31 protein-coding genes are annotated in these 25200 nt (G+C 63.0%); 11 read left to right on the top strand and 20 right to left on the bottom strand.

Translation table 11 applies throughout. From position 1 onward, the window contains the following. Positions 1-6: 6 nt before the first annotated feature. From U5817_RS25065 to U5817_RS25055, 3 genes are read left to right on the top strand one after another with little or no spacing between them, the layout of a single operon-like run. Positions 7-1002 (top strand): HupU protein, encoded by a 996-nt coding sequence (locus tag U5817_RS25065; protein ID WP_407279243.1) that lies wholly within the window; start codon positions 7-9, stop codon positions 1000-1002. Further along, the gene (locus U5817_RS25060; protein ID WP_407279242.1) at positions 999-2453 is read left to right on the top strand and encodes a nickel-dependent hydrogenase large subunit; all 1455 of its coding nucleotides are present in this window, start codon (positions 999-1001) and stop codon (positions 2451-2453) included. Before U5817_RS25065 ends, U5817_RS25060 begins: the two co-directional genes overlap by 4 nt. A gap of 5 nt (positions 2454-2458) precedes the next feature. Beyond that, the gene (locus U5817_RS25055) at positions 2459-3811 is read left to right on the top strand and encodes a sensor histidine kinase (protein ID WP_407279241.1); all 1353 of its coding nucleotides are present in this window, start codon (positions 2459-2461) and stop codon (positions 3809-3811) included. A gap of 11 nt (positions 3812-3822) precedes the next feature. Here the strand turns inward: U5817_RS25055 and U5817_RS25050 are convergent, their stop codons facing one another. From U5817_RS25050 to U5817_RS25035, 4 genes are all read right to left on the bottom strand, one after another. Beyond that, positions 3823-5445: a methyl-accepting chemotaxis protein gene (locus tag U5817_RS25050; protein WP_407279240.1), complete on the bottom strand. Its 1623-nt coding sequence runs from the start codon at positions 5443-5445 to the stop codon at positions 3823-3825. A 357-nt stretch (positions 5446-5802) separates the two neighbouring features. After that, positions 5803-6459, bottom strand: a complete 657-nt coding sequence (locus tag U5817_RS25045) for an MOSC domain-containing protein (protein ID WP_407279239.1) — start codon at positions 6457-6459, stop codon at positions 5803-5805. A gap of 21 nt (positions 6460-6480) precedes the next feature. Beyond that, positions 6481-6843 (bottom strand): hypothetical protein, encoded by a 363-nt coding sequence (locus U5817_RS25040; protein ID WP_169132327.1) that lies wholly within the window; start codon positions 6841-6843, stop codon positions 6481-6483. Positions 6844-7354: 511 nt separating this feature from the next. Then, positions 7355-7864: a DUF4124 domain-containing protein gene (locus tag U5817_RS25035; protein ID WP_407279238.1), complete on the bottom strand. Its 510-nt coding sequence runs from the start codon at positions 7862-7864 to the stop codon at positions 7355-7357. Positions 7865-8067: 203 nt separating this feature from the next. Between U5817_RS25035 and U5817_RS25030 the strand changes: the two genes are divergently transcribed. From U5817_RS25030 to U5817_RS25015, 4 genes are all read left to right on the top strand, one after another. After that, the gene (locus U5817_RS25030) at positions 8068-8277 is read left to right on the top strand and encodes a hypothetical protein (protein ID WP_407279237.1); all 210 of its coding nucleotides are present in this window, start codon (positions 8068-8070) and stop codon (positions 8275-8277) included. A 153-nt stretch (positions 8278-8430) separates the two neighbouring features. Continuing rightward, positions 8431-8670 (top strand): hypothetical protein, encoded by a 240-nt coding sequence (locus U5817_RS25025; protein ID WP_407279236.1) that lies wholly within the window; start codon positions 8431-8433, stop codon positions 8668-8670. A gap of 239 nt (positions 8671-8909) precedes the next feature. Continuing rightward, positions 8910-9161 (top strand): hypothetical protein, encoded by a 252-nt coding sequence (locus U5817_RS25020; RefSeq protein WP_169132331.1) that lies wholly within the window; start codon positions 8910-8912, stop codon positions 9159-9161. 55 nt (positions 9162-9216) lie between these two features. Further along, positions 9217-9963 (top strand): hypothetical protein, encoded by a 747-nt coding sequence (locus U5817_RS25015; protein ID WP_407279235.1) that lies wholly within the window; start codon positions 9217-9219, stop codon positions 9961-9963. On the opposite strand, the gene U5817_RS25010 is transcribed toward U5817_RS25015, so the two are convergent. Next, positions 9960-10634 carry a hypothetical protein gene (locus U5817_RS25010; protein WP_407279234.1) on the bottom strand — a complete coding sequence of 225 codons (675 nt, stop codon included), beginning with the start codon at positions 10632-10634 and terminating at the stop codon, positions 9960-9962. The genes U5817_RS25015 and U5817_RS25010 overlap by 4 nt on opposite strands. 46 nt (positions 10635-10680) lie before the next feature. Further along, a complete protein-coding gene (locus tag U5817_RS25005; RefSeq protein ID WP_407279233.1) occupies positions 10681-11724 on the bottom strand; it encodes a 3-oxoacyl-ACP synthase III family protein in 1044 nt (347 codons plus the stop codon). A 452-nt stretch (positions 11725-12176) separates the two neighbouring features. On the opposite strand from U5817_RS25005, the gene U5817_RS25000 reads away from it, so the two are divergent. Continuing rightward, complete coding sequence (locus U5817_RS25000) at positions 12177-13181, top strand: hypothetical protein (protein ID WP_407279232.1); 1005 nt, start codon at positions 12177-12179, stop codon at positions 13179-13181. Between the two features lie 53 nt (positions 13182-13234). Here the strand turns inward: U5817_RS25000 and U5817_RS24995 are convergent, their stop codons facing one another. Together U5817_RS24995 and U5817_RS24990 are read right to left on the bottom strand one after the other, a co-directional pair. Beyond that, on the bottom strand, positions 13235-13594 hold the full coding sequence (locus U5817_RS24995) for a hypothetical protein (RefSeq protein WP_407279231.1): 360 nt from the start codon (positions 13592-13594) through the stop codon (positions 13235-13237). A gap of 304 nt (positions 13595-13898) precedes the next feature. After that, on the bottom strand, positions 13899-14402 hold the full coding sequence (locus U5817_RS24990; protein ID WP_407279230.1) for a hypothetical protein: 504 nt from the start codon (positions 14400-14402) through the stop codon (positions 13899-13901). 386 nt (positions 14403-14788) lie between these two features. On the opposite strand from U5817_RS24990, the gene U5817_RS24985 reads away from it, so the two are divergent. Continuing rightward, the gene (locus U5817_RS24985; protein ID WP_407279229.1) at positions 14789-15475 is read left to right on the top strand and encodes a hypothetical protein; all 687 of its coding nucleotides are present in this window, start codon (positions 14789-14791) and stop codon (positions 15473-15475) included. A 55-nt stretch (positions 15476-15530) separates the two neighbouring features. Here U5817_RS24985 and U5817_RS24980 read toward each other — a convergent pair whose 3' ends face one another. Then, complete coding sequence (locus U5817_RS24980; RefSeq protein WP_407279228.1) at positions 15531-15788, bottom strand: hypothetical protein; 258 nt, start codon at positions 15786-15788, stop codon at positions 15531-15533. Positions 15789-15796: 8 nt separating this feature from the next. After that, entirely contained in the window at positions 15797-16219 is a 423-nt protein-coding gene (locus U5817_RS24975; RefSeq protein WP_407279227.1) for a DUF2778 domain-containing protein, read from the bottom strand. Positions 16220-16465: 246 nt separating this feature from the next. On the opposite strand from U5817_RS24975, the gene U5817_RS24970 reads away from it, so the two are divergent. Next, on the top strand, positions 16466-16717 hold the full coding sequence (locus U5817_RS24970) for a type II toxin-antitoxin system Phd/YefM family antitoxin (RefSeq protein ID WP_407279226.1): 252 nt from the start codon (positions 16466-16468) through the stop codon (positions 16715-16717). Continuing rightward, a complete protein-coding gene (locus U5817_RS24965) occupies positions 16714-16968 on the top strand; it encodes a Txe/YoeB family addiction module toxin (RefSeq protein ID WP_407279225.1) in 255 nt (84 codons plus the stop codon). The genes U5817_RS24970 and U5817_RS24965 overlap by 4 nt, the downstream gene beginning before the upstream one ends. Positions 16969-17068: 100 nt before the next feature. Here U5817_RS24965 and U5817_RS24960 read toward each other — a convergent pair whose 3' ends face one another. The 10 genes from U5817_RS24960 to U5817_RS24915 form a co-directional block, all read right to left on the bottom strand. Continuing rightward, positions 17069-18037 carry a hypothetical protein gene (locus tag U5817_RS24960; protein WP_407279224.1) on the bottom strand — a complete coding sequence of 323 codons (969 nt, stop codon included), beginning with the start codon at positions 18035-18037 and terminating at the stop codon, positions 17069-17071. A gap of 143 nt (positions 18038-18180) precedes the next feature. Continuing rightward, positions 18181-18726, bottom strand: coding sequence for a hypothetical protein (locus U5817_RS24955; protein WP_407279223.1), 546 nt, complete (start codon positions 18724-18726; stop codon positions 18181-18183). A gap of 77 nt (positions 18727-18803) precedes the next feature. Then, complete coding sequence (locus U5817_RS24950) at positions 18804-19682, bottom strand: restriction endonuclease (RefSeq protein ID WP_407279222.1); 879 nt, start codon at positions 19680-19682, stop codon at positions 18804-18806. A 127-nt stretch (positions 19683-19809) separates the two neighbouring features. Then, positions 19810-20217: a hypothetical protein gene (locus tag U5817_RS24945; protein ID WP_407279221.1), complete on the bottom strand. Its 408-nt coding sequence runs from the start codon at positions 20215-20217 to the stop codon at positions 19810-19812. An 85-nt stretch (positions 20218-20302) separates the two neighbouring features. Then, positions 20303-20866, bottom strand: coding sequence for a hypothetical protein (locus U5817_RS24940; protein ID WP_407279220.1), 564 nt, complete (start codon positions 20864-20866; stop codon positions 20303-20305). Positions 20867-20999: 133 nt separating this feature from the next. Next, on the bottom strand, positions 21000-21425 hold the full coding sequence (locus U5817_RS24935) for a hypothetical protein (protein WP_407279219.1): 426 nt from the start codon (positions 21423-21425) through the stop codon (positions 21000-21002). 97 nt (positions 21426-21522) lie between these two features. Further along, positions 21523-22056: a hypothetical protein gene (locus tag U5817_RS24930; RefSeq protein WP_407279218.1), complete on the bottom strand. Its 534-nt coding sequence runs from the start codon at positions 22054-22056 to the stop codon at positions 21523-21525. A 906-nt stretch (positions 22057-22962) separates the two neighbouring features. Beyond that, the gene (locus U5817_RS24925) at positions 22963-23262 is read right to left on the bottom strand and encodes a HigA family addiction module antitoxin (protein WP_407279217.1); all 300 of its coding nucleotides are present in this window, start codon (positions 23260-23262) and stop codon (positions 22963-22965) included. A gap of 87 nt (positions 23263-23349) precedes the next feature. Continuing rightward, positions 23350-23856, bottom strand: coding sequence for a hypothetical protein (locus tag U5817_RS24920; RefSeq protein ID WP_407279216.1), 507 nt, complete (start codon positions 23854-23856; stop codon positions 23350-23352). Next, positions 23850-25052, bottom strand: coding sequence for an AAA family ATPase (locus U5817_RS24915; RefSeq protein WP_407279215.1), 1203 nt, complete (start codon positions 25050-25052; stop codon positions 23850-23852). Before U5817_RS24915 ends, U5817_RS24920 begins: the two co-directional genes overlap by 7 nt. Positions 25053-25200: the final 148 nt, after the last annotated feature.

The raw sequence follows: 25200 nt of genomic DNA, 5'->3' as shown, positions 1-25200 counted from the left end.
ACAGCCATGAACCTCCTCTGGCTCCAATCCGGCGGTTGCGGCGGCTGCACGATGTCCCTGCTGTGCCACGACTCGCGCGACCTCGTCGCCATGCTGCGCGACGCCGGCATCAAGCTCCTGTGGCACCCCGCGCTGTCCGAGCAAACCGGCGCCGAGGTCATCACACTGCTCGAGTCCTGCGTCCGCGGCGAAACCGCCGTCGACCTCCTCTGCGTCGAAGGCTCCATGCTGCGCGGCCCGCAAGGCACCGGCCGCTTCCACATGCTCGCCGGCACCGGCCGCCCGATGATCGACTGGGTCCGGGACCTCGCCGCCCGCGCCAAACATGCCCTCGCGATCGGCAGCTGCGCCGCCTGGGGTGGCATCACCGCCGGCGGCATGAACCCGGCCGAAGCCTGCGGCCTGCAATACGACGGCGAAACCCGCGGCGGCCTGCTCGGTGCCGAGTACCGCTCCGTCGCCGGCTGGCCGGTGATCAACGTCGCCGGTTGCCCGACCCACCCCGCCTGGGTCGTCGAGACACTGCTCGGCCTCGCGCTCGGCGAACTCGGCCCCGACGGTCTCGACGCCCTCGGCCGTCCGCGCTTCTACGCCGACCACCTCGTGCACCACGGCTGCAGCCGCAACGAGTTCTACGAGTTCAAGGCCAGCGCCGAGAAGGCCTCCGACCTCGGCTGCCTGATGGAAAACCTCGGCTGCATGGGCACCCAGGCCCATGCCGACTGCAACGTGCGGCCGTGGAACGGCGGCGGCTCCTGCATCACCGGCGGCTACGCCTGCATTGCCTGCACCGAACCCGGCTTCGAGGAACCCGGCCACCCCTTCGCCACCACGCCCAAGGTCGCCGGCATCCCCATCGGCCTGCCCTCCGACATGCCCAAGGCCTGGTTCGTCGCGCTCGCCGCGCTGTCGAAGTCCGCGACGCCGAAGCGCGTGCGCGACAACGCGCGCGTCGACCATCCGGTCGTCGCACCGGCGCTGCGCAAGGCGAGGCCGAAATGACTCGCCTCATCGTCGGCCCCTTCAACCGCGTCGAAGGCGACCTCGAAGTCACGCTCGACGTGCAGGACGGCCGCGTCGCCGCCGCACACGTGAATTCCCCGCTCTTCCGCGGCTTCGAACAGATCCTGCTCGGCAAGGACCCGCGCGACGCACTCGTTTTCGTCCCGCGCATCTGCGGCATCTGCTCGGTGTCGCAATCGGCCGCCGCCGCCCGCGCCCTCGGCGACGCGATGGGCCTCGCGCCGCCCCCGAACGGCGAACTCGCCGCGAACCTGATCCTCGCCAACGAGAACCTCGCCGACCACTTCACCCACTTCTACCTCTTCTTCATGCCGGACTTCGCGCGCGACGCCTACGCCGGTCGGCCGTGGTTCGACGCCGCCCGCGCGCGCTTCAAGGCCGTCGAAGGCTCGGCCACCGCCGATGCCTTGCCCGCGCGCGCCGCCTTCCTGCAGATCCTCGGCCTCCTCGCCGGCAAATGGCCGCACAGCCTCACGCTGCAGCCCGGCGGCTCCGCGCGCGCGATCGGCGCCTCGGAGAAGATCCGCGTGCACGCGCTGCTGCGCCAGTTCCGCGGCTGGCTCGAACGCCGGCTCTTCGGCGACACGCTCGAAGCCATCGCCGCGCTCGACTCGATCGCCGCGCTGGAGGCCTGGAAAGCCGCCCGCGCCCCCGCGTCCAGCGACTTCCGCCTCTTCCTCGAGATCGCCGACGCGCTCGCGCTCGATCGCCTCGGCCGCGCCACCGACCGCTTCCTCAGCTACGGCAACTACCCGCTCGCCGGCTCCCCGCTCTTCGCGCGCGGCGTGTGGCACGCGCCCGGCGCCACGCTCGCCCCGGTCGCTCACACCGACGTCGCCGAAGACGCGAGCCACGCCTGGATGGCCGACGCGCACGCGCTCCACCCCTGGCAGGGCGACACCCGCGTCGACATCGAACGCGCCGGTGCCTACAGCTGGTGCAAGGCGCCGCGCCTCAAGGGCGAAGTGGTCGAATGCGGCGCCCTCGCGCGCCAGGTCGTCGACGGCCATCCGCTGATCCGCGAACTCGTCGCCACGAGCGGCGGCAACGTCGCCAACCGCGTCGTCGCGCGCCTGCTGGAATTCGCCCGCGTCGTGCCGGCGATGGAAAGCTGGATCCGCGCGATCGAACCCGGGGAAGCCTTCTGCCACCACGGCCCGCTGCCCGACGAAGCGCAGGGCGTCGGCCTGGTCGAGGCCGCGCGCGGCGCGCTGGGCCACTGGCTGGTGATCCGCCAGGGGCGCATCGCCAACTACCAGGTCGTCGCCCCGACCACGTGGAACTTCTCGCCGCGCGACGCCGACGGCACGCCAGGCGTGCTCGAACAGGCCCTCGTCGGCACCCCGGTAGCGGAGGGCGAGGCCGTCCCGCTGGCGGTGCAGCACGTCGTCCGCTCCTTCGACCCCTGCATGGTGTGCACCGTGCACTGAAAACCATGAGCGAGCAGCCGCCCCCCGACAAGACCCCCGGCCACACCGGCCACCCCGGCGAGCTCATCGCCGTGGACGAGGACATGTGGATGGACGTCATCCACAAGATGGACGAGGTCTACTCCGACCTGCTGCAGTACGAAGTCGCGCTCGAAGAGAAGAACGCCAAGCTCGAGGAATCGCAGCAGTTCATCCTCTCGGTGCTGACCTCGATGTCCGACATCATGGTCGTGTGCGATCGCAACGGCCGTATCGAGGACGTCAATCGCTCGCTCGTCGACTTCTGCGGCCGCGACGCCGGCGAGCTGCGCGGCCGGCCGATCCACGACCTCTTCGCCGAGGACGTCCCGCACGACCGCGCCCGCGAACTCCTCGGCAGCTTCGGCCAGCAGGCCGTGCATGACTGCGAACTGCCGCTGCGCGCGGCCGACGGCGGCGCCGTGCCGGTGTCGCTCAACTGCACGCCGCGCTTCAGCGCCGTCGGCAAGTCGCTCGGCATGGTCATCACCGGCCGCCCGGTCGGGGAACTGCGCAAGGCCTACCACGCGCTGCGCCAGGCCCACGAAGATCTCAAGCGCACGCAGCAGCAGCTCCTGCATTCCGAGAAGATGGCCTCGCTCGGGCGCCTGGTCGCCGGCGTCGCACACGAACTCAACAACCCCATCAGCTTCGTGCTCGGCAACGTGCATGCGCTGAAGCGCTACGCCGAACGGCTGGAACGCTACCTCGCCGCCGTACATGCCGGCGAGCCGCCCGCAGCGCTCGCCGAATTGCGCGGGGAACTGCGCATCGACCGCATCGTCGCCGACCTGCCGCCACTGATCGAAGGCACGATAGAAGGCGCCGAACGCACGCGCGACATCGTCGATGGCCTCAAGCGTTTCTCCGCGATCGACCGCGACGAGAACCGCCCCTTCGACCTGCGCGACGTCGTCGAGCGCGCCGTGCGCTGGGTGTGCAAGGCCGCGCGCGACAACTTCCGTGTCGACGTCGACCTGCCCGACGAACTCCCGCTCACCGGCTCATCCGGGCAGATGCAGCAGGTCGTCATGAACCTCGTGCAGAACGCCTGCGACGCCACCGCCGGCCGCGCCGATCCGCGCCTCGACATCCGCGCCGAACGCAGCGACGGCCGCGTGCGCATCCTCTTCCACGACAACGGCCCGGGCCTCGCGGCCGAGATCCTCGACCGCATCTTCGACCCCTTCTTCACCACCAAGCCGGTCGGCATGGGCACGGGGCTGGGCCTGGCGATCAGCTACGGCATCGTCGAGCGCCACGGCGGGCGGCTGTCGGCGGCCAACCACCCCGACGGCGGCGCCTTGTTCACCGTCGAGCTGCCGCTCGCCGGCACCTGACGCCGCGCGCCTCAGGCGCGAAAGCGGCACACCAGCTCGCGCAGCTCGGCCGAAGTCTCGCCCAAGGTCCCGACCACGGTGGCCGACTCCTTCGCCGAGATGTGATTGCCCTCCGCCATGCGCGCGATCTGCTCGACGTTCTGGGCGATGCCCTGGCTGGCGATGCGCTGTTCCTGCACGGCCTGCGCGATGTCATCAACACCGGCCGCGGCGTGGGTCACGGATCCGTCCGCACCGCCCAGGCTGTCCACGACACTGTCCACGCAGGCATGGCTCTTCTCCAGCGCCAGCAGGCAGTTGCGGATCGCGCCCTCCACTTCGGAGGAGCGTTCGCCCAGGCTGGCGGTGACTTCGTCGATCTGCACCGCGGAATGCGACGATCGCTCGGCCAGCTTGCGCACCTCGTCCGCCACCACCGCGAAGCCGCGGCCGTGTTCGCCCGCCCGCGCGGCCTCGATGGCCGCGTTGAGGGCCAGCAGGTTGGTCTGGTCGGCGATCTCCCTCACCTGACGCGTCATGGTCGTGATGACGGAGGTGCTCTCGATGAAGGCGGCTGCGGAGCTCGCGATGTTGCGCACCCCTTGCTCGATCGCGCTCACTTCCGCGATCAGGCGGTCGAGGTTCTCGCGGCTCTGCTCCGTGCGGTCGCGGGCGCCCTGCGAAAGTGTGCGCACTTCTTCCGCGCTGGCGGCGACCGCCGCAATGCTGACCGACAGCTCCTCGATGGTGGCCGCCGCGGTTTCCGAGGCGTTGCTCTGCGAGAAGGCGCGCTTCTCCGTTTCGCTTGCCGATGCGGCGAGCTCCCTGGCCGCGGTGTCGAGGCTTTCGGCGTTGCGGCTGACGTCTTTCACGATCTGCTGCAAGGTGTTCATGAAGGCGTTGAAGGCCGTCGCGCTGCCGGCGATCTCGTCATTGCCTTCGGTGGGCAGCCGCTTGCGCACATCCGCTTCGCCCGATGCGAGATCCGCCATGAAGGTCTGCAAACTGCGCAAGCGCTGGCTGATGCTGCGCACGGTGAGGATGCTCATGAGCACCAGCAGAGGCAGGGCCACGGCCAGCGCCCCGATCGCCAGGCGCTTCTGCCCCGCTGCGGCCGCGACCGCCTCGTCGCGCGAGCGCTTGGTCTGTTCCACGAGGTGGTCGCTGACCTTCTCCAGCGCAGCCTCGAGCTCGGTGAACTGCTTGTCGAATTCGCCCTTCTTCTCGAAGGCCGCCTCCCTCTGCTCCAGCGCCATCGCCACCAGCGCTTCGGCGCCGCGCGTGTAGGTCTCGAGCGCCGGCCGGGCGTCGGCGATGGATGCCTTGATCGCGGGCGCGATCGGCAGTTCGGCCAGCGCGCCGACGTTGGCCGTGATCGCCGCCGCGTGCTCCCTGACGTCGGCCAGCGCCTGCTTGTGCCCGTCCGCGTCTTCGCGCAGGCCGGCGAGGAGTGCCGCCTGCACGTCGCTGTTGATGGCGTCGTGGAACATGTCCGTCTCGACGTGGTGGCGGATGGCTTCCGCGTAGGTCGCGGAGAGGTCATTCGCTTCGGTCAGACGGACGATCGCGTTGTAGCCGATCAATCCGACCCCCAGGGTGACAAGGACGGCGACAAAGGCGGTGCCGAAGACCTTCTGCCGGATGGTGAGGGTCATGGTGGAGCTCCTGATCAGCGTGAAGCGGCGAAAGGAACGGCTGGTTTGCCGCCGCTTTCAATGGTGGTTGAACGGTAACGGATTGTAACGGTGGGCTTCGCGGAAAACTTTAGGGTGGGTGAGCAAACCGCGGCGAATCGGCGCTCGACTGCGATTGCCAGTGTGAATGCCGACCGAGAGCCAGCGAAACCGCCGAGCGACCAAGCGATGCACTTCTGGTTGGGCCGCTATCGCGTGACCTTCCCGCGGAGTCCGCGAGGGGGAGCAGACCTTACCGTGCAAGCGAAGCAGGAAAAGCCGCCTGCGCACCTTCGCGGTTTCCGGCAGAGGGGCAGCAAACGCCGGGTCTTGGGTGCGTCACGACCGTTCGAGCCAGTCCGCCCGTTCGCTCAGGCGCCGCATCCATTCGGGCGCAAGGCCAGCCGCGGCGGCAATGGCGCGCAGCTCGGCCGGCTCAGGCCGATGCGCCTGGGTCGCACCGATGAACGCGGTGACGCTCAGCGCCGGGTTAGGGCGCTCGACCAGTTCGAAGACGTCGCCCGCCGCGATCGTGCCGGCTTCGCGCACGCGGTAGTACCAGCCGGTGATCCCCGCCTGCGCGACGAACAGCGAGGCGCCCTCGCTATCGAGGCGGTGGTCGATCTTCCAGCATGGCCGGCGCGGCTGGCTCAGCTGGACAAGGGCGGTGCCGATGCGGAACAGGTCGCCGATGCACACCGACTCTTCCGTCCAGCCCCGCGTCGACAGGTTCTCGCCGAGCACGCCCGCCTGCAACAGCGCGGCGCGTTCGGGGTAGCGCAGCGCCAGGCGCGCGTAATGCTCGGCGGGATAGTGGTGCAGCGCCTTCTCCGCGCCGCCGTGGTAGCGTCGGTCGGCCTGGCGGTCGCCGGCGAGGCCCTCGGCCGTGACGGCGACGGGGCCGTCGACCGCCTGCTTGAACATGCCCGTCAGCTGGCCTTCGGGCGGCAGCGGGCGCAACGCGCCGACGAATACGTGGTCGATCAGGGTGTGCATCGCGTCATGCTACTGCACGGATCACTCGGTGGGCGCGAATCCGTAGTACGAGCCATAGGCGGAAGGGGCCGGTGCGTAGGCGGCAACCTTGATTGCGTCCGCCAGTGTGACCTGGTTGGTGAAGCCGTCGACACCGCCTTCCTCGCCGCTCCAACGCTCCTCGACCTCCTTCTCGGTCAGGCCGTCGAGATCGAGGTTGCGGTCGAAACGCTCGGAGCGGTATTCGAAAGCCGTGTCATGGGCGATGAACAAGGTGTGCGCGCAGGCGGTAATGCGTGTCTCGTCAGCCGGGTCGGCCCCCATGACACGCGTGCCGCAGAACGGGCAATGCACGGGGGTGTAGTAGTAGGTGCGGAGTTCGGTTCGCTGGATGGGGCTTAGCATGGTGTGCTCCTTGTCGTGATGAAACGGCGGGTCCTGGCCGCTGCGGCCACGCCGAAATGAAGTGCACGGGCAGACACGCCGCGTGCGGGGAGGGACCAAGCCGTTACTTGATGATGCCGGGCAGAGCCTCTGGGTGAGGCGAGATCAAGAAGGCGAACTGAGAAGGGGGAATTGACGCCGCAGAACTGCGGACATTAGACCAACAAGACAGCAACACTACTGGAAATCGCGCCGTGTACGATACGCGCCGTGGGCGCCTATTGCAACCTAAATATTTGAAAACATAAGATAACCTCAGGTGTGGCCGGGCCCGCGCCGCGCGCCGGCCGCTGCACGCCGAAACGCCGCTCGTGCATCTCGCCGAACTCTGCCCAGATACCGTTCGCCTTGACCGTGCGGCGTTCCAGTCCGCTCATGAGATCCACGGGCGGCCGTCCGGAGTGGTGTCCGATGCGTCGTGCGGGTGCTGCGAAAAGCGAAATGGCAAACCGACCACGATTGCCGTTCCGAATCAATACCGCCCGAGGCACTCGGTGAAGTACTTGTCGCGAAGCGCCCGTGCCTTCTCGCGCCGCGACCGCGCATCGTCGCCCCGTCTCCTGAGCTCGATCTCATATTTCTGTTGCTGCGGGACCAGGGGCTTCTCGAGCTGTTCGGCGCGCTTGATGTAGTCCGCGCATCGGGCCTCGAGGCTCGGTTCCGGCGGTTCCCGGGCCTCACGTTTGCGGCGGGCTTCCTGCTCCAATTCGGCGTTGCGCTCCTGGTCCTCGCGCGCCTCCTCCAACTGCCGCAAGCGTTGTCGTTCAGTGGCAGCGCGCTCCTCGGCATCCAGTTCGTCCCGAACCGACGGGCGACCGGTCTCGATGTGGAGTGGGCGCGGGCTATGTGTGCCGGCGCAGGGCGAATCCTGATAGATGACCTTGCCGTCGGCCAGGACGCACTTGAACACCTCGCCGGTAGCGGGCAGGGGGACTGCCCACGCGAGGGTCGTGAGGACGAGGGTGCGCAGCAATGCCTTCATCGCAGCTTCCGCGGATGACTGGTTGGTCGCGTTGATCGTCCATTGTGCGCGTTCTTTCGTTCAGAGCAAGGCGCCCGATACATGCCGGGACATCTTTGTCGCCCGACCCGCACGCGGCATGAGCCCAGGACCGCCCTTGTATGGCCGCGTCCGGGTTTCTAGTTGGCGAAAGCGGTGCAACGCCACCATTGCAGCAAGCCGTCATGAGCACGATCGTCATGCTCGACAGCGCGAAGGCCCCGGACTGCGCCAACCACAGGATCACCGACACCGAATTGATCGAGAGAAGCCGGCGCCCAAAGCAGTACGTGGAACGTTGGACGCTCGATCGATGCGGGCAAGCGATACGCTACCGCGTGACCTTCATGCCGAGCCCGCGAGGTGGAACGGACTCTACCGTGCAAGCGGAATAGGCAAAGCGCGCCTGCGCGCAGCCCGCCGTGGCCGGCAGGGCGGCCTGCAACGCCGGGCTTCTACCGTCGCAGGGCTTCGGAATAAACCCGCGCGTCGACCTGTTCAGCTCATACGCAGGCATCTTCGTCCGCGTTGTCCCCGAGGAGATCCCCATGAAAAAGTTCGTCATCCTGGCCCTCGCCGCACTGTTCTCCGGCAGCGCCCTGGCCATGCATTGCCCCGCCGACATGAAGAAGATCGACGCCGCCCTCGCCGCCAGCCCCAAGCTGAGCGTAGCGCAAATGAGTGAAGTCAAGCAGCTGCGCGCCGACGGCGAAGCCCAGCACAAGGCCGGCAAGCATCAGGAATCCGTCGACACCTTGGGCAAGGCGATGAAGATTCTCGGCATCTGAGCTGAGCGAGTACGGGGTGGGTCCTGGTCGCCGTGAAGGCGGGAGGGCGCCAGAGACAAGACCCGCCCCGCGCAAGCCGGCTGCCGGCAGTTCGACAGAAAGCACCACAGGGGTTCATGGTACGACCCCGATCCTTGACCTATCTTGTGTAGGGGAGGTTGGTCAAAAAGCGCAGGCCCTCCGGACGCCGGATCGCACCGGTTGCGGCGACGCGCTGCGCGGCAGCGATGGAGGTCATCATGAGCTCAGCCAACGACTATGGGATCCACTACTGGTGCGTGAAGGGCGACGGCGACGCGGTCTACGTCTATGCCGACAGGCTGGAGATCACTCCCTGTGGCGCACTCGTCGCATTGGGCGGGTACCGCAAGGAGGGCACCCATGCCGAGCACGAGCAACAGCTGTGGGCCGCGGCGCCCGGCCAATGGAAGACGTTCTTCGCGGCCAGCATCGTCGATAGGAGGCCGGTCGCGGTGGACGTGCCGGCATGAAGCGCAGGCCGAAAACAAGCGACCGCCGACCATTCCCGTTCCAGGCTCGAAGACAGTGAGGACAGTAGCCGCGTCCCTGTTCCTCATGTTGGCCGCGACCGCCCACGCGGCGGACATCTGGGGCTCCTCCCGGCTCGATGTGCTGTGCGGCGAGTTCCCGGTCGTGTCGCGCGACGCCTTGCAGCTGGCCCTCGGCGGGCACTTCGACGCCGTGGTGCAGCGCGAAGGCGTCGACCCGGCGCGTGTGCATAGGGTCGATCCGGCCGGGCTGGCGCCGGTCCTGCAGCGTGCCGCCGCCCTCGGCGTGGGGCCGCTCGACCTGTTTTCCGACCCGCAGTTTGCCGCAGACGGCCCCTGTGTCCTGTTCCTCGACGAGACGACACTGGCGGCGGTCGACCGGCAGTTCGACATCCACGGCCTGTGGATGGTGCGCGCGACGGTCGCGGGCGAGCCCGACGCACCGCTCGCGATGCGCTACATGCTGCTCGGGCGGGGGCGGCTCATCGTCGGCTATCCGCGCCACGCGACCGTGCAGGTGGCGGACTACCCGATCTTCACCGGGCGCTACGACTACCAGCCCTACATGGCGCTGGACATCGTCGCCACGCCCGAGCGGCGCGCGCACGTCGGTCTGCGCACCCTGCACGAACCGTCCGGCGTCTTCCAGCCCTTCGTCGGACCGCTCGGCGCGGCGATCCGCGAGCTCGAACTCAGTGGCGACGGGATCCTCGTGCGTTACCGCGTGCTGGGCGGGGTCGAACGCGAGATGCAGGTCCGGCACCCGCCGATATCGCTGCGCTAGCGCGTCCCCTCCGGCGGCAGCACCTCGAGCTTGCCGACGGTTTCCGTCGCCTGGCCGGCCGCGTCGGTGACGCGCAGGACCGCCTCCAGCGCGGTCGGCGACTTCACGGCCGGCGCCTTCGTGTCGGTGACGATCCAGCCCCCTTCCTTGACCGCCTGCTGTTCGGCCAGCGTCCGTTCGCCCAGCGTGAGGCGGTAGCGATAAGGCGGGATGCCGCCGATGACGGCAGCGGTGATCCGCAGATCCTGCCCTGCGCGTGCCGGCGCCGGGCTCAGCATGATTGGCGTCAGGCGGGGCAGGGCGGCCGACTCGGCGCGGCTTCCGATCTGCGATTCCGATCCGAAGTAGAAGCCGACGATGGTCCCGAACACGCCCAGCAGCAGCGACAGCACTTCCTTGCCGCGCTGGAAGCGCTTCTCGATCTCCTCGGACGTGCCGCTCGACAGCGCGGACACCACCAGCACCACCGCTGTGCCGATCGTCACGACGGCGAAGAGATAGGTGATCAGCCCGCGCGCGAACTCCAGCCGCGCCATGCTGCCCAGCACCCCGCTGTCGATGCCGAAGATCGCCGCGCCGATCAGCGCGAACACGCCGAAGATGATGATCAGCGGGATCAGCACCACCGGATTGAGCAGGCCGGTGAACGCGCTCTTCTTCTCGGGTTCCATGTGCGACCTCCTGCGCTCGAAGCTCGACGGACGCCGCGCGCGGCGCCTAGAACGTGAACTGCACCACGGCCAGCACCATCCCCGCACTCGCGGGGCACAGCACCACGCGGTCTCCGCGCTTCAACCGGCCCCGGGCCGCGGCATGCCGGATCGCGGCAGGGATCGACGCGGATACGAGATTGCCATATTCACGGAAGGAGTCCAGATAAACTTTGCCCGGATCTATGCCCCATGTCGCGGCGACGCGCGGATAAGGGCCGGCCGCCGCGCTGTGCGGGAACCAGATGTCCGGCTGCGCGACGTCCGCCACGCACTCGCCGATCAGCTCCCCGAGTCCGCCCACCGCCACCTCGAACAGGCGCGTGCCGAAGGACACGAAGCGGTGCTCCCCCTCCGTGCAGGGCGTGGCGTCCGGCGCACAGAAATCGCGATGCCCCGGCAGGGGAATCGCGCACAGCCCCGCCCACTGCGGCAGCGCGCGGAAACGGAAGGACCACGGATCGTCCGAGTGCGACACGATGGTCGCGGTCGCCGCCTCGCCGATCGTGAAGGCCGCGAACGCATGGTTCAGCGCTTCCGGCGCGGGAATACGCAGGATCTCCGGGTAGCCGCACTCGTAGGCGTTGAATTCCGCATTCACGATCAGGATGTGACGGTAGCCGCCCCCCGCCAGATACTTCGACGCGATCTCCAGCGCCCGCACCCAGCTCATGCACGCGTCGAGCACGTCGAAGCAGGGACAGGCAAGCCCCATCGCATCGGCGAAGAAATACGCGTTCGCCGGCTCCAGGAACCCACGCCCGACGCCGCAGTAGATCAGGAGGTCGATCTCGTCGCGCGCGAGGGCCGCCTGCGCCAGCGCCTCGTCCACCGCCTTGCGCGCGAGCCCCAGCGCCGTTTCCCCTGCCGCCCGGTCGCGCAGGTAGCGCGTCTGCGATCCCGTTCGGCCGAGCAGGTAGGCCACCTCCCGCTCGTAGCGCGCAACGCGCTCCCGCGGCTGGTCGGCGTTGTGCGCCGCGATACCGGCGAGGATGTCGTCGTTGTCGACCCGCAGCGACGGGATCTGCGCGGAGAGGGAGAGGATCTTCATGAGGGTGCGGCATCGAGGCGCGCCCGAGCGTGGGCGGCCACAGGCTAGCAAGGCGCGATGGGCGGTGCAACCTGGCGCTCGCCGGGACCGACGCGGACCGAAGGCAGGCGTCAGGCTATCGAAGCCGGCTCCACAAGTGCATGAGTCGCCCCGAGGTTCTCGGGGGGCGCTTTGTTCGAGTCAGGCGGCCATGACCTGCCCGGAAAGACAGCGGTAGTAGTCTGCCTCAGCTTCGGCGGGCGGGACACGTCGAGGGGACAGACCACATTTCCCACTCGTTCCTTGCGGTGTGGGCGTCGAATTTCCTATGCTTGGATGAGGCTCACTTCGCGCGCCGGGGATGCCCCACGCCGTGGCGCAATCGAGGGGCCGAGCGATCCTCCCGGGACCATGCCATGAAGTTCAGCACGTCCACCCTTCCCGCCTTGCCGAGGCGAAGCAGTCGGCGCCGAATGCGCCTGCTGCATCTCGCTGCAATGGTGCTGGGCGCCCATCTTGCAGTGCCGACGATGGCGATGGAGGGCAAGTTCAACCACCGCGACCCGCTCGGCCTCGCCAAGAAGCGGGAAGCCCGCGACCTGCCGCTTAACATCGAGGTGGCGCCCGGCGACTGGGGCAAGGCGTCGACGCAGGACATCCAGGTCTTCCTCGACGCCGTCGCCCGCGAGTTTCTCGCCGCGGTCGATTCGCCCCGCGCCGGCGAGCTCACGATTCGCGTCGTCCCGCGCACCGGATCGCCGAAGGTGCTGTATGAGCAGCGAAGCGACGGCGAATACGTGATTCACCTGACCGCGCGCGACGAGCGCTGGTATCAATACGCCTACCAGTTCGCCCACGAGCTGTGCCATGTGTTCACCAACTTCGATCACAAGGCGCAAAGCGCCGAACGGGTGGCGGAGCAGAATCAGTGGTTCGAGGAGTCGTTGTGCGAGACCGCGTCGCTCTTCGTCCTGCAGCAGCTGGCGGTGAAATGGGCGAGCAGCGCGCCGACCAAGAACTGGTTCGGCTACGATCAGGCGCTGGCCGGCTACGCCCGCCGCCTGCTGTCGGAGCGCCACCGCTACCTCGCCGCCGACCAGTCGTTCCCGGCGTGGTTCGCGGCCCGCCAGGCATCCTTGCAGAGCAATCCCTACGCACGGGAGGACAACGAACTGGTGGCGACCACCTTGCTCCCGCTCTTCGAGGCCCACCCCGAGTACTGGCAGGCGATCAAGTACCTCAATCCGGACAAGGCCAGCGCCGGCAAGCCGTTCGCCGATTACCTGCACGACTGGCTGGCCGCGAGCCCGGACAAACGGCTGCCCCGCGAAATCCTCGCCCTCTTCGGCCTCGCCGGCGAGGCGTCGCCGACCGTTGCAGAACGCGGCGGCAAGGCGAGCACGACGCAGGAAACCGCGGGCGCGCAACCGTCCGCCAAGGTTGCCGGCGGTCCGGCGGGGCCCCGCGGAGATCGGTAGCAGCGACCGACGAGCCGCTCGGCAAGGCCCCCTCGCGGCCCGGCTCCATGAGCTTACTGGTCCTGCCTTTCCTGGATGATGTGGTTGATGGCTTCGACGTAGTCGTTGAACCAGCGCGAACCCGTATCGGGCATCCGGAATCCGGAAATGTAGCCCTCGAAACCGCTCAAGGGTCCATTCGGACCGGCCGCGCCGTAGGGTTCGGTGCCCTCGCGCAATGCAATGTCCTGGTTGAGCCGTTCGACGTAGTAATTGAACCAGCCGGAACCCGTGTCGGCGTTTCCGGCCGTGAGGGTCTCAACCATCCTGTTGAACGCGGCGTCGGAGCCGCTCTCGAAAGTGGCCGCACCCACCGGTGCCGCCAGGAGAGCCGCGCATCCCGCCACGAGCAGCGAAATCTGCTTGATCTTCATTTTCCGCCTCCTGGGTGGTGCTGCAACGGACTCGAGCGCTCTGAGCTGCATCCGGCAGCGCACACGCAGTTTCCTGTCCCGGGAGATGAACGAAGCGCGGCGGCTGCACCACTCGTTCCGTAAATGCAGTCTAGGCCGGGGGATACCGGACTTCAACGCGACGCCGGGCATATGGGCGCTGCGTGGGCGGCGCGCGCTCTGCAAAACCGGCGACAGACCACGCCATCGATCCTTGCGAAGGAAAATAGCGAGGGGGGGCCGTGGTCTGTCCCCGATTCCTCCGCTTCATGGGGGATTAGCGCAGCTACTTGAGCTTCCGGTCCTCGCGCTTCGCTTCCGCCATGGCTTCGGGCTCGAGTTCCTCCGCGTAGCGATTCATGCGTATGAACACCCCCCAACCGGCAAGCAGGCCTCCGGCGGCGAGCACGATGGAAGCTGCATACACCATGTGCGACGCGTCCTCGCTCGCAGCCTTGAACGTTGCGACAAGGCCTTCAATGACCAAAGCGACGACCACGACAACGAGGAATCTCGAGAGGAAGCGGCGTACGCGCGTCGGTCCGCTGATGTGCGCGTCGCGAACGACCTCCTCTTCCGCGACGGTCTGTGCAATCTGCAGTGCCACGACGGCCACCGTCAGCAGGCCGATCGCTTCGATGATCTGCTGAGCACTGCCCCGGTCCAATCCGCCCGCAAACGCCAGCCAGCCAACCTTGGCGGCGATGACGATGAGCATCAGTGCGCCACAGGCAAAGAGAATTGCCATGACGCCGTGGAAGATCGAGAACGTCCGCAGTAGAGCTTTCATCAGCTGGTCATCGGTAGAGATGCAAACGGTTGTGCAGCCGGACGAATGAATTCGACTTCCCCTGATCCCGCGGCAGCGATCTGGTGCGGAACGTACTCAGTGTGGATGGGGGCGGCAGGGATGGCAAGGTGCTGCTTCGGCGTGTGCGGGGGAGAATTGGGGACAGATCACTTCGTTCCGCGGGCTGAACGATTCGTACGGCTTCCTTCTCATGCGCCGAACGTATGTGCGGCGGACTTCCGTCTCCCCACCTGCCACGAAGCGGGAAATCGTGGTCTGTCCCCGATTTACGGTTCCTATCTTTTGTTTCAATCGCGCAGTCGCATGGAACGGGGCGCTGGTTATGATCGGCGATCTTCAATTCGCAATAGATGGATATGCAATCAATGAGCCCGCCATTGCCCATGCGGGCGCAGTTACGCTCCCGTTTTCCGGCCATCGCACTGATTGCGGCGGCGTCGGCGGTCCCGATCGGGATCGTGCTGATGTTGCGGGTGTGGAAAGGAGTGCCGATCCATTTGCTGACGTCGGACGTGACGAGCATCGCCGGCGTGCCGGCCTACACCGGTTTCCTCTCGCAACTGGGGATCTTCGTCTGGGCCGGTGCGGCGGCCATCTGCTTTTTCTGCGCGCGACTGCTCGCGGCGCGATCAGACGCACAGGAGGAGCGACGCTTCCTGTTCGTGTCGGGACTGCTGACGGTGGTGCTCGCCTTCGACGATCTGTTCCTGCTGCACGAGGAATTCTTCCCGTCCCTCGGTATTCCGGAGAAGGGCGTGTTCGTCGCCTACGCGGCCTTCGTGCTGTTCCACCTGGTCAGTTTCCGGCGCCTGATCCTGCGGACCGACTATATCCTGCTCGCCATCGCGTTCGCCGCGTTCGCGGTCTCGGCCGGCCTCGATCTCGCCAATCCGGCGGGAATCAACCCCTACCTCTACGAGGACAGCGCCAAGTTCGTGGGGGTCGTGAGCTGGCTTGGATATTTCTTCCGTGCGGGTTCGGGGGCGTTGTCGGGCGTGCAGGGCTCGGACACGTGCGAGGGGGCGCCCCGTGGCGGGGCTCAGGCTGCGTAACCGGACATGGGGAAATCGTGGTCTGTCCCCTATTTCCCGTCCGCTGGGATAATTGTTAGCGCTGTTTCTTGGTGTATGTAACAACCGCAATGGCAATCGCAGTTACCGCCACTACAACCAAGAAAGCAGCGACGACCACGACAAAAAGCTCGACGTTCTGTGCGTCGTCCACATTCGCTGCTCCGAATAGGTGATCTAGGTAGCGCCAGAATGACTCGTCGAAGCGCGGGAAGTACTCAGGATTCCCGTACCACCAGCGACTCAGTAATGTCGCTCCGACGAGCACCCACAATACCAGCGCAAGAGTGCTCAAGGCCTTTCTCATTTCACGACCACCCTGCCGTAGGCTCTCAAATTGGTACCCTGAACGGGGAAGGGTGATGCGCTCTTGAGTATCGCGCGAATGTGGTGAAAGTCGGCAGCCTTTTCTATAGTGATGCAGCCTTCGCTGATGCCGCGTGGCCCTCTTGGGTGAAGACGGAAGTGACCTCGCGATAGTTGATTGCAGAAGGTCTCGTCGTCGATTTTTCCGTCTACCGCATAGAGAGCAAACCACTCACTGTGGTCACTCAATAAGTTTCTGAACCACTCAAGCCGGCCACCGCCTTGACGATCAAATATGTAGTATTGACCGGGAGGTATCGGGCCTTGCCCTGCCAGGCAGGCGGAGCTTCGTTTGTTAACGTTTTGCCCTTGACCTGAGAAAGCGGGAGCGGATATGGCGCCTATTTTGAAGGCACTCATGGGTTGATTGTTCAAATCAAAGCTGCACTGAAACATACAAGCCTTTCTCGATACGTGTTGGATACGCAAACGTGGAGTTCAGGGGCGCCCGGCCCGCAGCCGTTTCAAGGACTGACACCCGTGCAACACCCGACGCGGGAAGGCGCCCCGCTTACCGGGCGCCCGCTGCAACGTAGTGATAGGAATGGTGCTGGACAAAGCATGGGCAGAAGCGTACAGTTTGTTGTACATGTACGGAGAAGCACCATGGACGCTATTTCTTACACTGCCGCGCGCGCCAACCTGGCGAGCACAATGGAACGGGTTTGCAACGACCACGAGGCTTTGATTATTACCCGCAGCGGGCAAGGATCGGTTGTGATGGTTTCGCTCGAGGACTTCCAAGCCCTCGAGGAAACCGCATACCTGTTGCGCAGCCCTGAGAATGCCAAGCGCCTCTTGGGCGCCATGGCTGAACTGAACGCCGGTGGAGGCAAAGAGCGGGAACTTGACGAATGAGATTGGTGTTCGCTGAGGCCGCATGGGAAGACTACCTCTATTGGCAGCAACAAGACCGGCGGATGGTGGAGCGGATAAACAAGCTCATTAGGGAAACGCAGCGCGAGCCATTCGGAGGCACTGGCAAGCCCGAGCCACTAAAACATGCCCTCGCGGGATTTTGGTCCAGGCGCATTACCGATGAGCATCGCATTGTGTACAAGATCGACGGCGACTCATTGTTGGTGGGTCAGTTGCGCTACCAGTACTGACCATTTCTAACGTTTGACATGAGAGGCGTGACCCGGCTTGCCGGGGCGCGTCCTATCGATGGAGGGGTTGGGCGTCACTTGATCGAAGTCGGGTTTGGCTTTAGTCAATCAGGGGCATTGGCGCGAACGCATTCACGTTGTTTGCAGCAACGGATTCTGCCGACTGATCGGCTTTGATCAGACCAGGTTGCATGAGTGGGTGCAAAGCCTCAAGAATTGCCATCACCGGAAACTTGCGCCGAGCACTCAGCCACTCGGCGACAGCCAAATCATCTTCATAGACAAGCGCGGGTGCCTTCGGCATGTTTGCATTTGCGTGCATCAACTGCTTCGCGATTTGGAAACTTGCTCCGAAGAGAACCATGAAGTCGCTTCGGTATGGAAGCGGGCAAATGATCAGGTTCTTGGCTTCGTCCCTCTTTGGCCCCTCTTTGGTCTTAGATGGAAAGATGCCAACTCTGAGGCCTGGAGCTTGCTTCAGTTCTTCGCGATTGACCTTGAGCGTAGTGCCAACCCATTGTTCCGCGGTTGGTGAACCCAAGAACAAATCGGCTTGCCATAGACCACTGATGCTCTGCGGTAAGCGATCTCTGTGTTTGACGCTTCTAAAAGCGCGCTCGAGAACAGCAACTCTGTGCTTGAGAAATGGCGGTTTTCCCACCTTACCTGCCAGTACCCGCGCGTCGTCCGTCAGGCTGTTTCTCGCAGTCTCGACAACGTTGAGGTTGCCGTTCTTTTCAATTCCGAAAAGAATCGACTCGGGGTTGCCTTTGATCTTGCAGAAGGAATGAAGGACGTCTTCGATGATCGGGTAAATGGAGGAGTGCCGTGCGCGAATTGAGTCATGCAGTGCGTACTCGAAACAGATTCCAAAGTCACCCGTTCCCTCCTGATAGACCCTCGCAAGCTGTTCCAGTGTGATCTTCTCAGGCCCGCCGAGCGCTGTAATCATGTTGCGATTCGATGAGTACAACATCGCCCGAAGAATTGACGACGTCATTGTGTAGCGGGCGCGGACAGACTCGCCAACTTCATCGCTTTGAATTGCAAGGGAGAGTTTGTGACTCATCGCAGGGTTCCTGTAGATGCTCGGGGAGGGTCAGATTGTGTGTTGTCTCGCACTGGCTAGTGACGCCCAACGTTGGCCTTCAGCGGACGACGAAAAGCGCAGCTTTTTGACGGTCCGCTGCAAGCGCTTGTTACGCGTGAGGCTCATGTTTGAGGATCTTCCTTGGTGGGGGAGAGCGCTGACCAAGACACCCTTGCATATGTTCCTTCGCCCTTCGATAGCCGCTTACGTTCAATAAAGCGTCCCTCAAATTCAAATTTGTCGCTGATTTTTACAATCAATAGCTTATTGAAGTTTCCGGCGCGTTTGACTTGAACTTTGCCCCCATCTTTCTCTGGGGAGATGGTTTTAATTTCAACAAAGTCATTTCCAAGTTTGCCATCTGAACCCCGGGTGTGTGGCTTGTGGCGCTTGATGCCATATTTGATTTCAGCATATAGCTCACCCAGCTCGCCCCAAATTTGCAGATAGCGCCCTGTGAGTGCGTGGTACGACATTGCGTTTTCGATCAGGCTCTCGAAGATCATAGCCAGCTCAGGATCATCCTCCTGTTGGCACAGCGCCGGCAATTCATCCTCGTGTATGACTCCCCACTCCCAGGGGTTGTAGCCACAAGCAGCAGCATCGGCTATTTGCTCAGCGCTATAGCCGTCGTTATGCATATCGTGCAGAAAGTCCCAGTCGCTCATATATATTCCTTGCCTAACGTTGGCCTTCAGCGGACGGCAAAAAGCGTAGCTTTTTGACTGTCCGCTGCAAGCGCTTGTTAGCCCTTAAATTTGCTGAAGAAAGACTCATCGATTTCATAGGTGGTCACTGGTTTTAATCCGAGCTCGAGATGTTCAAGCATGTCGACCAACTTCTCCCCGTCGATCAATTCGATGGGAGGAACACCATCTCGCGACGCTTCGCGACGCGCCTCTGCGGTGAACGTTCCGGTGGTAATGATGATGCCCTTATCCGCACGACCGGCCATAGCTCCGCGAAAATCGCGCACATGGGACGGTGAGACTGATTTCGTATAGCGCTTGCATTGAAACAAGACTTTAAAGGAAACCAAGGGATTGATTTGGAGTGTGCCGTAACCATCAATGCCTCCGTCGCCGCTGCTGCCGGTGACAACTACTTGCGTGAAGCCGGCTTCACGTAGCAAGCGTTGCGAGAGACGTTCAAAACCCGCAGGCGGAAGGGAAAGAAGCAATTCAATCGCTGCTGCACGATAGTCGTTCGGAGTTGCTCCGGTACCTTCTGCGACCTGTTCCTCTACAGGCTCCGCGGTTTGCTCCTTTTCTCGTCGTTGCTCTTGAAAAATTCGGACCCACTTCAGAAAGACTTCTCGGGCCTGTTCCCCAGACAACGTGGTTTCGCGCCCACGATCTGTGAGGCTCCACACACCGCGTTTCGAGGAATCCAACAACCCCTCTCGGACGAGATAGAACCGCGCCCACGCAACTTGGTTTCGATACCGCGGCTGACCGGACGGAAGCAGGTCGTTTTGCACTTCGTCCGGAAGGCCGAGATCTTGAGCGATTTGCTCAACGACCTCGTCGGGTGTTCCAGAACCGCCCAATCTGCGAAGTGCGTCAAGCAACGGCCCGAAGTACCGGACGAACTGCGAACCCTCTTCTTTCTTATTTCGTGCCATGTCGTGACGATTGAGTAGATGGGGCTAACGTAGAGCTAACAGGCAGCCAAAAGCGTAGCTTTTGGCTGTCCAGCGACCGAAGGGAGCGAGGTTGAGCGCCATGTTAGGACTTTGCTGTTCTCGATCTTCACTTTCTGATTTCTATGCGAAGAGCGGCAGGTGAATTGACTTGAACTACAACTTCACCATCCCTTCCAACTTCAGGATCAGCCCAACATTCTGAGAAACCGCCAGTCTGGCCAGACACAAGACATCTGGCATGTGGGGATTTTCCTCGTCCGTGTTCAGATTTCGGAATGCGGATTTCGTACTGCTGCCCAACAGCCTTCCATGCAGACTCAGTCATATCTTTGAAATAGGGCTTGCTTGTCTTGATTCGATGGTAGGCCAACCCAAGGCTAATAAAGAGCCCCAGAATTTTTAGCGCCTTGAACAGTGGGCTACCGTAAAAGGTGTCGATAAGTGCTGCAATCGTGGCGATTGCCACTGAGGCTAGCAGCGCGACATCTTCACTCTCGAAATCAGATAAAGCCATACCGAGACCTAACGTGACGCTTCAGCGGACGGCAAAATGCGCAGCATTTTGACGGTCCGCTGCAAGCAGTTGTTGGGCAGGAAGTTCATTTGATCGAGAACATCTTTCTCATAAGCGTCGGCTTAGTATTGCCAAACAGCGCGTTGCTCAATGAGACCGATGCCTCGGCCTCTTCCTTCATAAGTGCCGCAAAGTCATTGACTTCCGGGGCCGTCAACTCTTCGCCAATAGCGACGACGAAGTCGAACCGCTGACCAAGGCGAAGAACGCGCCCCGGAATGCTTTTCATGCCTCCAAGGACGAACCCGTAGCGGACATAAGGGTATACGCGCCGAATTCGGTCCGCCTTCTCCGAATAGACGATAACATCATGAGTTGTGACGGACTTGTACTTAACCTCGGCGACGATACGCGGAATTACGGACGTATGTCCCCTCGCTGCATCTTCAAACACGAGGAGGTCTTGTTCGAATCCACGTCCCTTTCCCCTTATCGGCTCGCCCGTATCGGGATCAACGCCCATCGCCATTACGCCGTTGTGGTCGAAGGACAGATCGTAGAGAAGTGAGCGCTTGCGGCCAACATGGTAGGGAGCAAGCCGCTCCGCGATTGCATCGGCAAGCCGATCGGTAAAGTCGTCTTCAGTCATTGGAGTTGCTTACGTATTGCTCGCCCAACGTCCAAGCTAACCGGCAGCCAAAAGCGGAGCTTTTGGCTGTCCAGCGACCGAAGGGAGCGGGGTTGAGCGAATTGTTAGGCTGTTCATTCAGTTTTTAGACATTTCACTTCGATATCTTTTGATACCTTTCGCGCACTGCATCTTGGAGCTTGAAAAATACTGAGGATCGTCGAAGTTCCATTGCACTAGCCCCGATGCTTTCAAACGAGCCTTTCTCTTTAACTTCTTTACTTCTTAGTTCAGCTAGAAAAACAGCCTTGGATAGCTTTGTAAATTGAGGGGTATTGTCAATTTTTATTGATGCAATCGTAAAATTCCGACCGCAATGGTAGTTGCGTTCAGTGGACGGAGGTTCCATGCAGGCTGCGATATATTCAATGGCGACCTCAAGTTCCCTCGCCTTCATTGAGTAAATTTCGGCTATCGCCCCCTCTAATACCTTATCGTTTGATAAGTCGTCTAGAGACGAATCAGCAATCACTGATAGGGGCATTAATGCTATAGAAAAGGCAATTAAGAATGTTCGCATGGCATGTGGACTCGAATAACGCCTAAGGGTCAAGCTAGCCGGCAGCCAAAAGCGTAGCTTTTGGCTGCCCAGCGACCGAAGGGATGGGGGCGCACGGTTAGGGCGCAAAGCCGTTGGCCTCGACTTGGTTGAGCAAGGTACGTACAGCTCGTTTGTACCGAAAGAGGTCTTCATAGTTGACCTCGACGGAATCACCAGCCTTGGCAGTGAGATTCGTAACCAACGGCGCAATGTCCTTCAAACCGCGAGCGCCCCACTTTCCGTCGTTGTGGACGAAACAGTTTCGGATAACGTTTAGCTCTAGCACTCCTCGACGTGCCCACTCATGCTCAGGAGCGCACGCCACTGCTTTGGTTTTGTTGCTCAGGTACGGCAGCGCCTCCGGATTCTTACCCTTCGCCACCATGATGGACGAAAGTAACTCGTCAGTGAGCGCAGCTAGATCAACAAGCAGAAGGCTAAGGAGGTTGCTCTTCAGGTTTGAAACCACCCCTTGTACGTCGCCGTCGTCGAGGCGGAAATCGTCTTCCTTGTACGGACGATGTTGGACGCTAGAGTCGAATTGATCCTTCCGTGGGAACCAGCCGAATGACTCAGTGATGCTGCTCCCAATGCGGTTAATGTTTCCCAATTCAAGCCGACTGCTTATGGTGACCGCGTGGATCAAGCCATACGTTGTCTGACTCCATCTAGCTAGTGATTGCTGCCACATGTCATTGCACCCTAACGTATGGTCGACACCAAGTGTCGGCGTAAAAGTGTTATTGGACATGTCGGATAACACGACATGCCGTGTAAGTTATTGATCCTGAGTTTAGCACCCATCCAATCGATGTGCTTTGCTGCGAATATGACGGAGCGTGCTCGCGGAGGGCTGCTGCAGAACCCCGCGACGTGGGCGATTGCGGGTGGGGGCGGGATCAGAAGATCTGCTCGCCCAGCTGCCTCGACATCGCCGCCGGATCGATAGCCGGGACCTCGAACTCCATATCGTCCAGCGCCAGGTCGAAAGGTTCGCCTTCGCGGTAGGCGGGATTCCTTCCGGAAGTTGTCCTTCCGCTTGTTCTTCCCGGCACCGGAAGTGCGCCGTGACCTGTCTTGCCAAGCGTTTTCGCGCCGTTTTCCCGCCGTTGGGCTCACGACTGACGGATTTGGCCTTACGCGGCCTTCGGCCACATCAGGTTGCGCAGGCGCGTCGCGGCAATTCGGGGACTACGTGGCGGAACTGCGAGTCCAGTTCAAGCCGAAGCGCAATTTCATCAAGCTTCTGGACGGCGTGGTGCGCTCTGCCCTGCGGTAGCGGGCCTCATCACCGAGCGACTGTCCGGGTTGCCATCGCTGCCCATGTCCGAAGCAGCGGGCGGCCGGCCGTTACACCGGCTGCTATGTCCGTATCACTGTGTCGGGCGATCTCTTCCGACCGTACGCTGGCGATTGACGCGCACCTTCAAACCTGCGGCGCACTGAAGCGCTGGCCACCCAGGCGCCCGCGGCCTGGTCATTGTGCGCCGGAAGGATCTGTCCGCGCGAGATGCTGTCACGCGGCCTTCTGCTGCGCCGGTTCCACGCGTGGCAGCTTTCCGCCATGCCGCGCGTGCCACAATTCGTACGCGATCTGCATTCGGAGCCATACGTCGGCAGTCGGGCCGGTCAGCCATTGTTCGAGGCGCAGCGCCAAGTCGGGCGATATCGGAGCGCGCCCGTGCAGTACGCGGGAAAGCTGAACCCGGGAAACGCCAAGCTGGCGCGCCGCCTCCGAGACCGTCAAGCCGAGTTCGGGCAGCACATCCTCACGCAGGGTTTCGCCGGGGTGGGGCGGGTTGTGCATCTGGGCCATGGCGAACTCCTCTGCGACAAGGGGGACTTCGTTTACCAGAGGCGGGCGGTTGTCCGGACTGCTGGAACGCGGTCTCCCGCGACACGATCACCTGCCCTCATAACTGCGGATCAGCTCATCCAGGTTCGCGATTCGCCGACGTGCATCTTCGAGGCGTGCGAGAGGCCAGTGCGGATCGTAATGATCGGCCTCGAAAAGGTCATTACGTGTGAGGTTCTCGATGGCCCGCTTACAGTCGCCGGTCGAGGCCGGCACCGGGCGGCCAAGAATCGAGAGCAGCAAGCCTTCCAGGCACGGATCGGCGACTATCCATCTGGCCCACCGGTCGGTTCTCAGCTTCGTCTGGTAGGACGGTTTCGGCGGTTCGTCGGCCTCGGTGAATGCAACTCCGACGTCGAAGTCCTTGTGGCGTCTCTCTCCGTACAGGGTGTCGACGACGTTATTACCGCCCTTGCCGCGCGCCGACTTTACCGTCACCTTCGGTCGTTCCGCATGATCTGCGCAGTAGAGCTTGCGAAGATGCAGCAGGAAGGCCGCATCCCGTTTGCCCTCGCACACGATCAGCAGCGTCCTGCGAACCGGGCGCTTCACCATGTTGCCTCGCAGTCTTCGCTGAGATCACGGGGCACTGCGCCATAGGCGCCGGAGCGGTACTTTGCCGCGTGGTTGTCGCGCGATTGAATACCCTGCATGTCGCAGAGCCGCCAAGCGGTGCTCTCGCATTCACGTTTCTCGACCAGCACTGTTGTCCAGCGGTTGAGCAGGTTCATGACCCAGTCAGCGTGCGTTGTGAATACCAGCTGCGCCTGTTTGGGGTTGGTCTCTGGATTGATGAAGAGATCGAGCAGCATCTCGACCATGTCCGGGTGCAGGTCCGATTCGATCTCGTCCATCACGCACACGCCACCTTCGTGCAGTACCTGGAGCAAGACGCTCAATTGTGCGAACAGCCCCACGGTGCCGCTCGATTCGACCATCATGGGCAACTCTGCGCTCTTCTCGCCCCGACGATGAGTGACGATCGCCTCCCACGTTTCCCGCTCGTCACCGGCCACCCTGGTCGACACATATTTCACGTCCGCTACGCCCAGATCCCAGCGGCGCAGCACGTCGAGCATGTCGCCATGCAGCCGGGGGTCATGGCGGTAGGCGTCGATTGCCGCCCACATGCCAAGCAGCAGAGGAACGCGACCGGCAAAGCCGAATTCGTTGGTCTGATAGCGTTTGAAGTAGCTTGCGATGCGCCGTGCTTCCGGCACTTCATGTCGCGCCAGCCAGGAGACGAACGATATCCGTTCGGGCACGTTCCTGAATCGGTTGCCGAGGCCGGTGATCTTGTAGGTCTTGCCTGAAAGTTCCCGTTCAAACACCCGGCTGAAGAGCTGGCTCGTCCGGACGCGCAGACGCTCGCGGATGACCTGCTGTTCGTTCGCTTCGATCTCGTAACGATAAACCACCGGTGTGGCGCTGCCTTCATCGGCGGGGAGCTCGAACTGCAGCGCGACGCGAACCGGCTTGTCCTTGCAGAAGAAATGCGGTTTGAATGGCAGGAGGGTGCTTTCGGGCCAGTTGAAAGACTCAGAGATGAAGTCTGCCGTCCGTGACAGCGCACGGATGAGGTTGGTCTTGCCCGCCGCATTGGGGCCGAAAACGCCGACAAGCTTGCTGAGTCGTACGCCGGACGGCGAGGTCGCAACCGAGTAGTCGTCGACGACTTTGCCGGGAGTGAAGTCGATGCGCGTCGGCGCAACAAAGCTTGTGAAGTTCTCGACTTCGAACCAGTGGATCATTGCTACTCTCCGCCTAATTTCACGAAAACTGCGAATTCGTGCAGTTTTCGCAAAATTATAGAGGGGAAAGCGCGTTTTGTATCTACGGGGCCCTGCGATGTCGCACGGTGATGTGGCACCCGTTTGAACGAGTTCCCCGATCCGGGGG

The organism is Aromatoleum evansii, from assembly GCF_045689615.1.
Classification (GTDB): domain Bacteria; phylum Pseudomonadota; class Gammaproteobacteria; order Burkholderiales; family Rhodocyclaceae; genus Aromatoleum; species Aromatoleum evansii.
The sequence above is the reverse complement of the archived record's forward strand: the minus strand, read 5'-3'. Positions and strand labels throughout refer to the sequence as shown.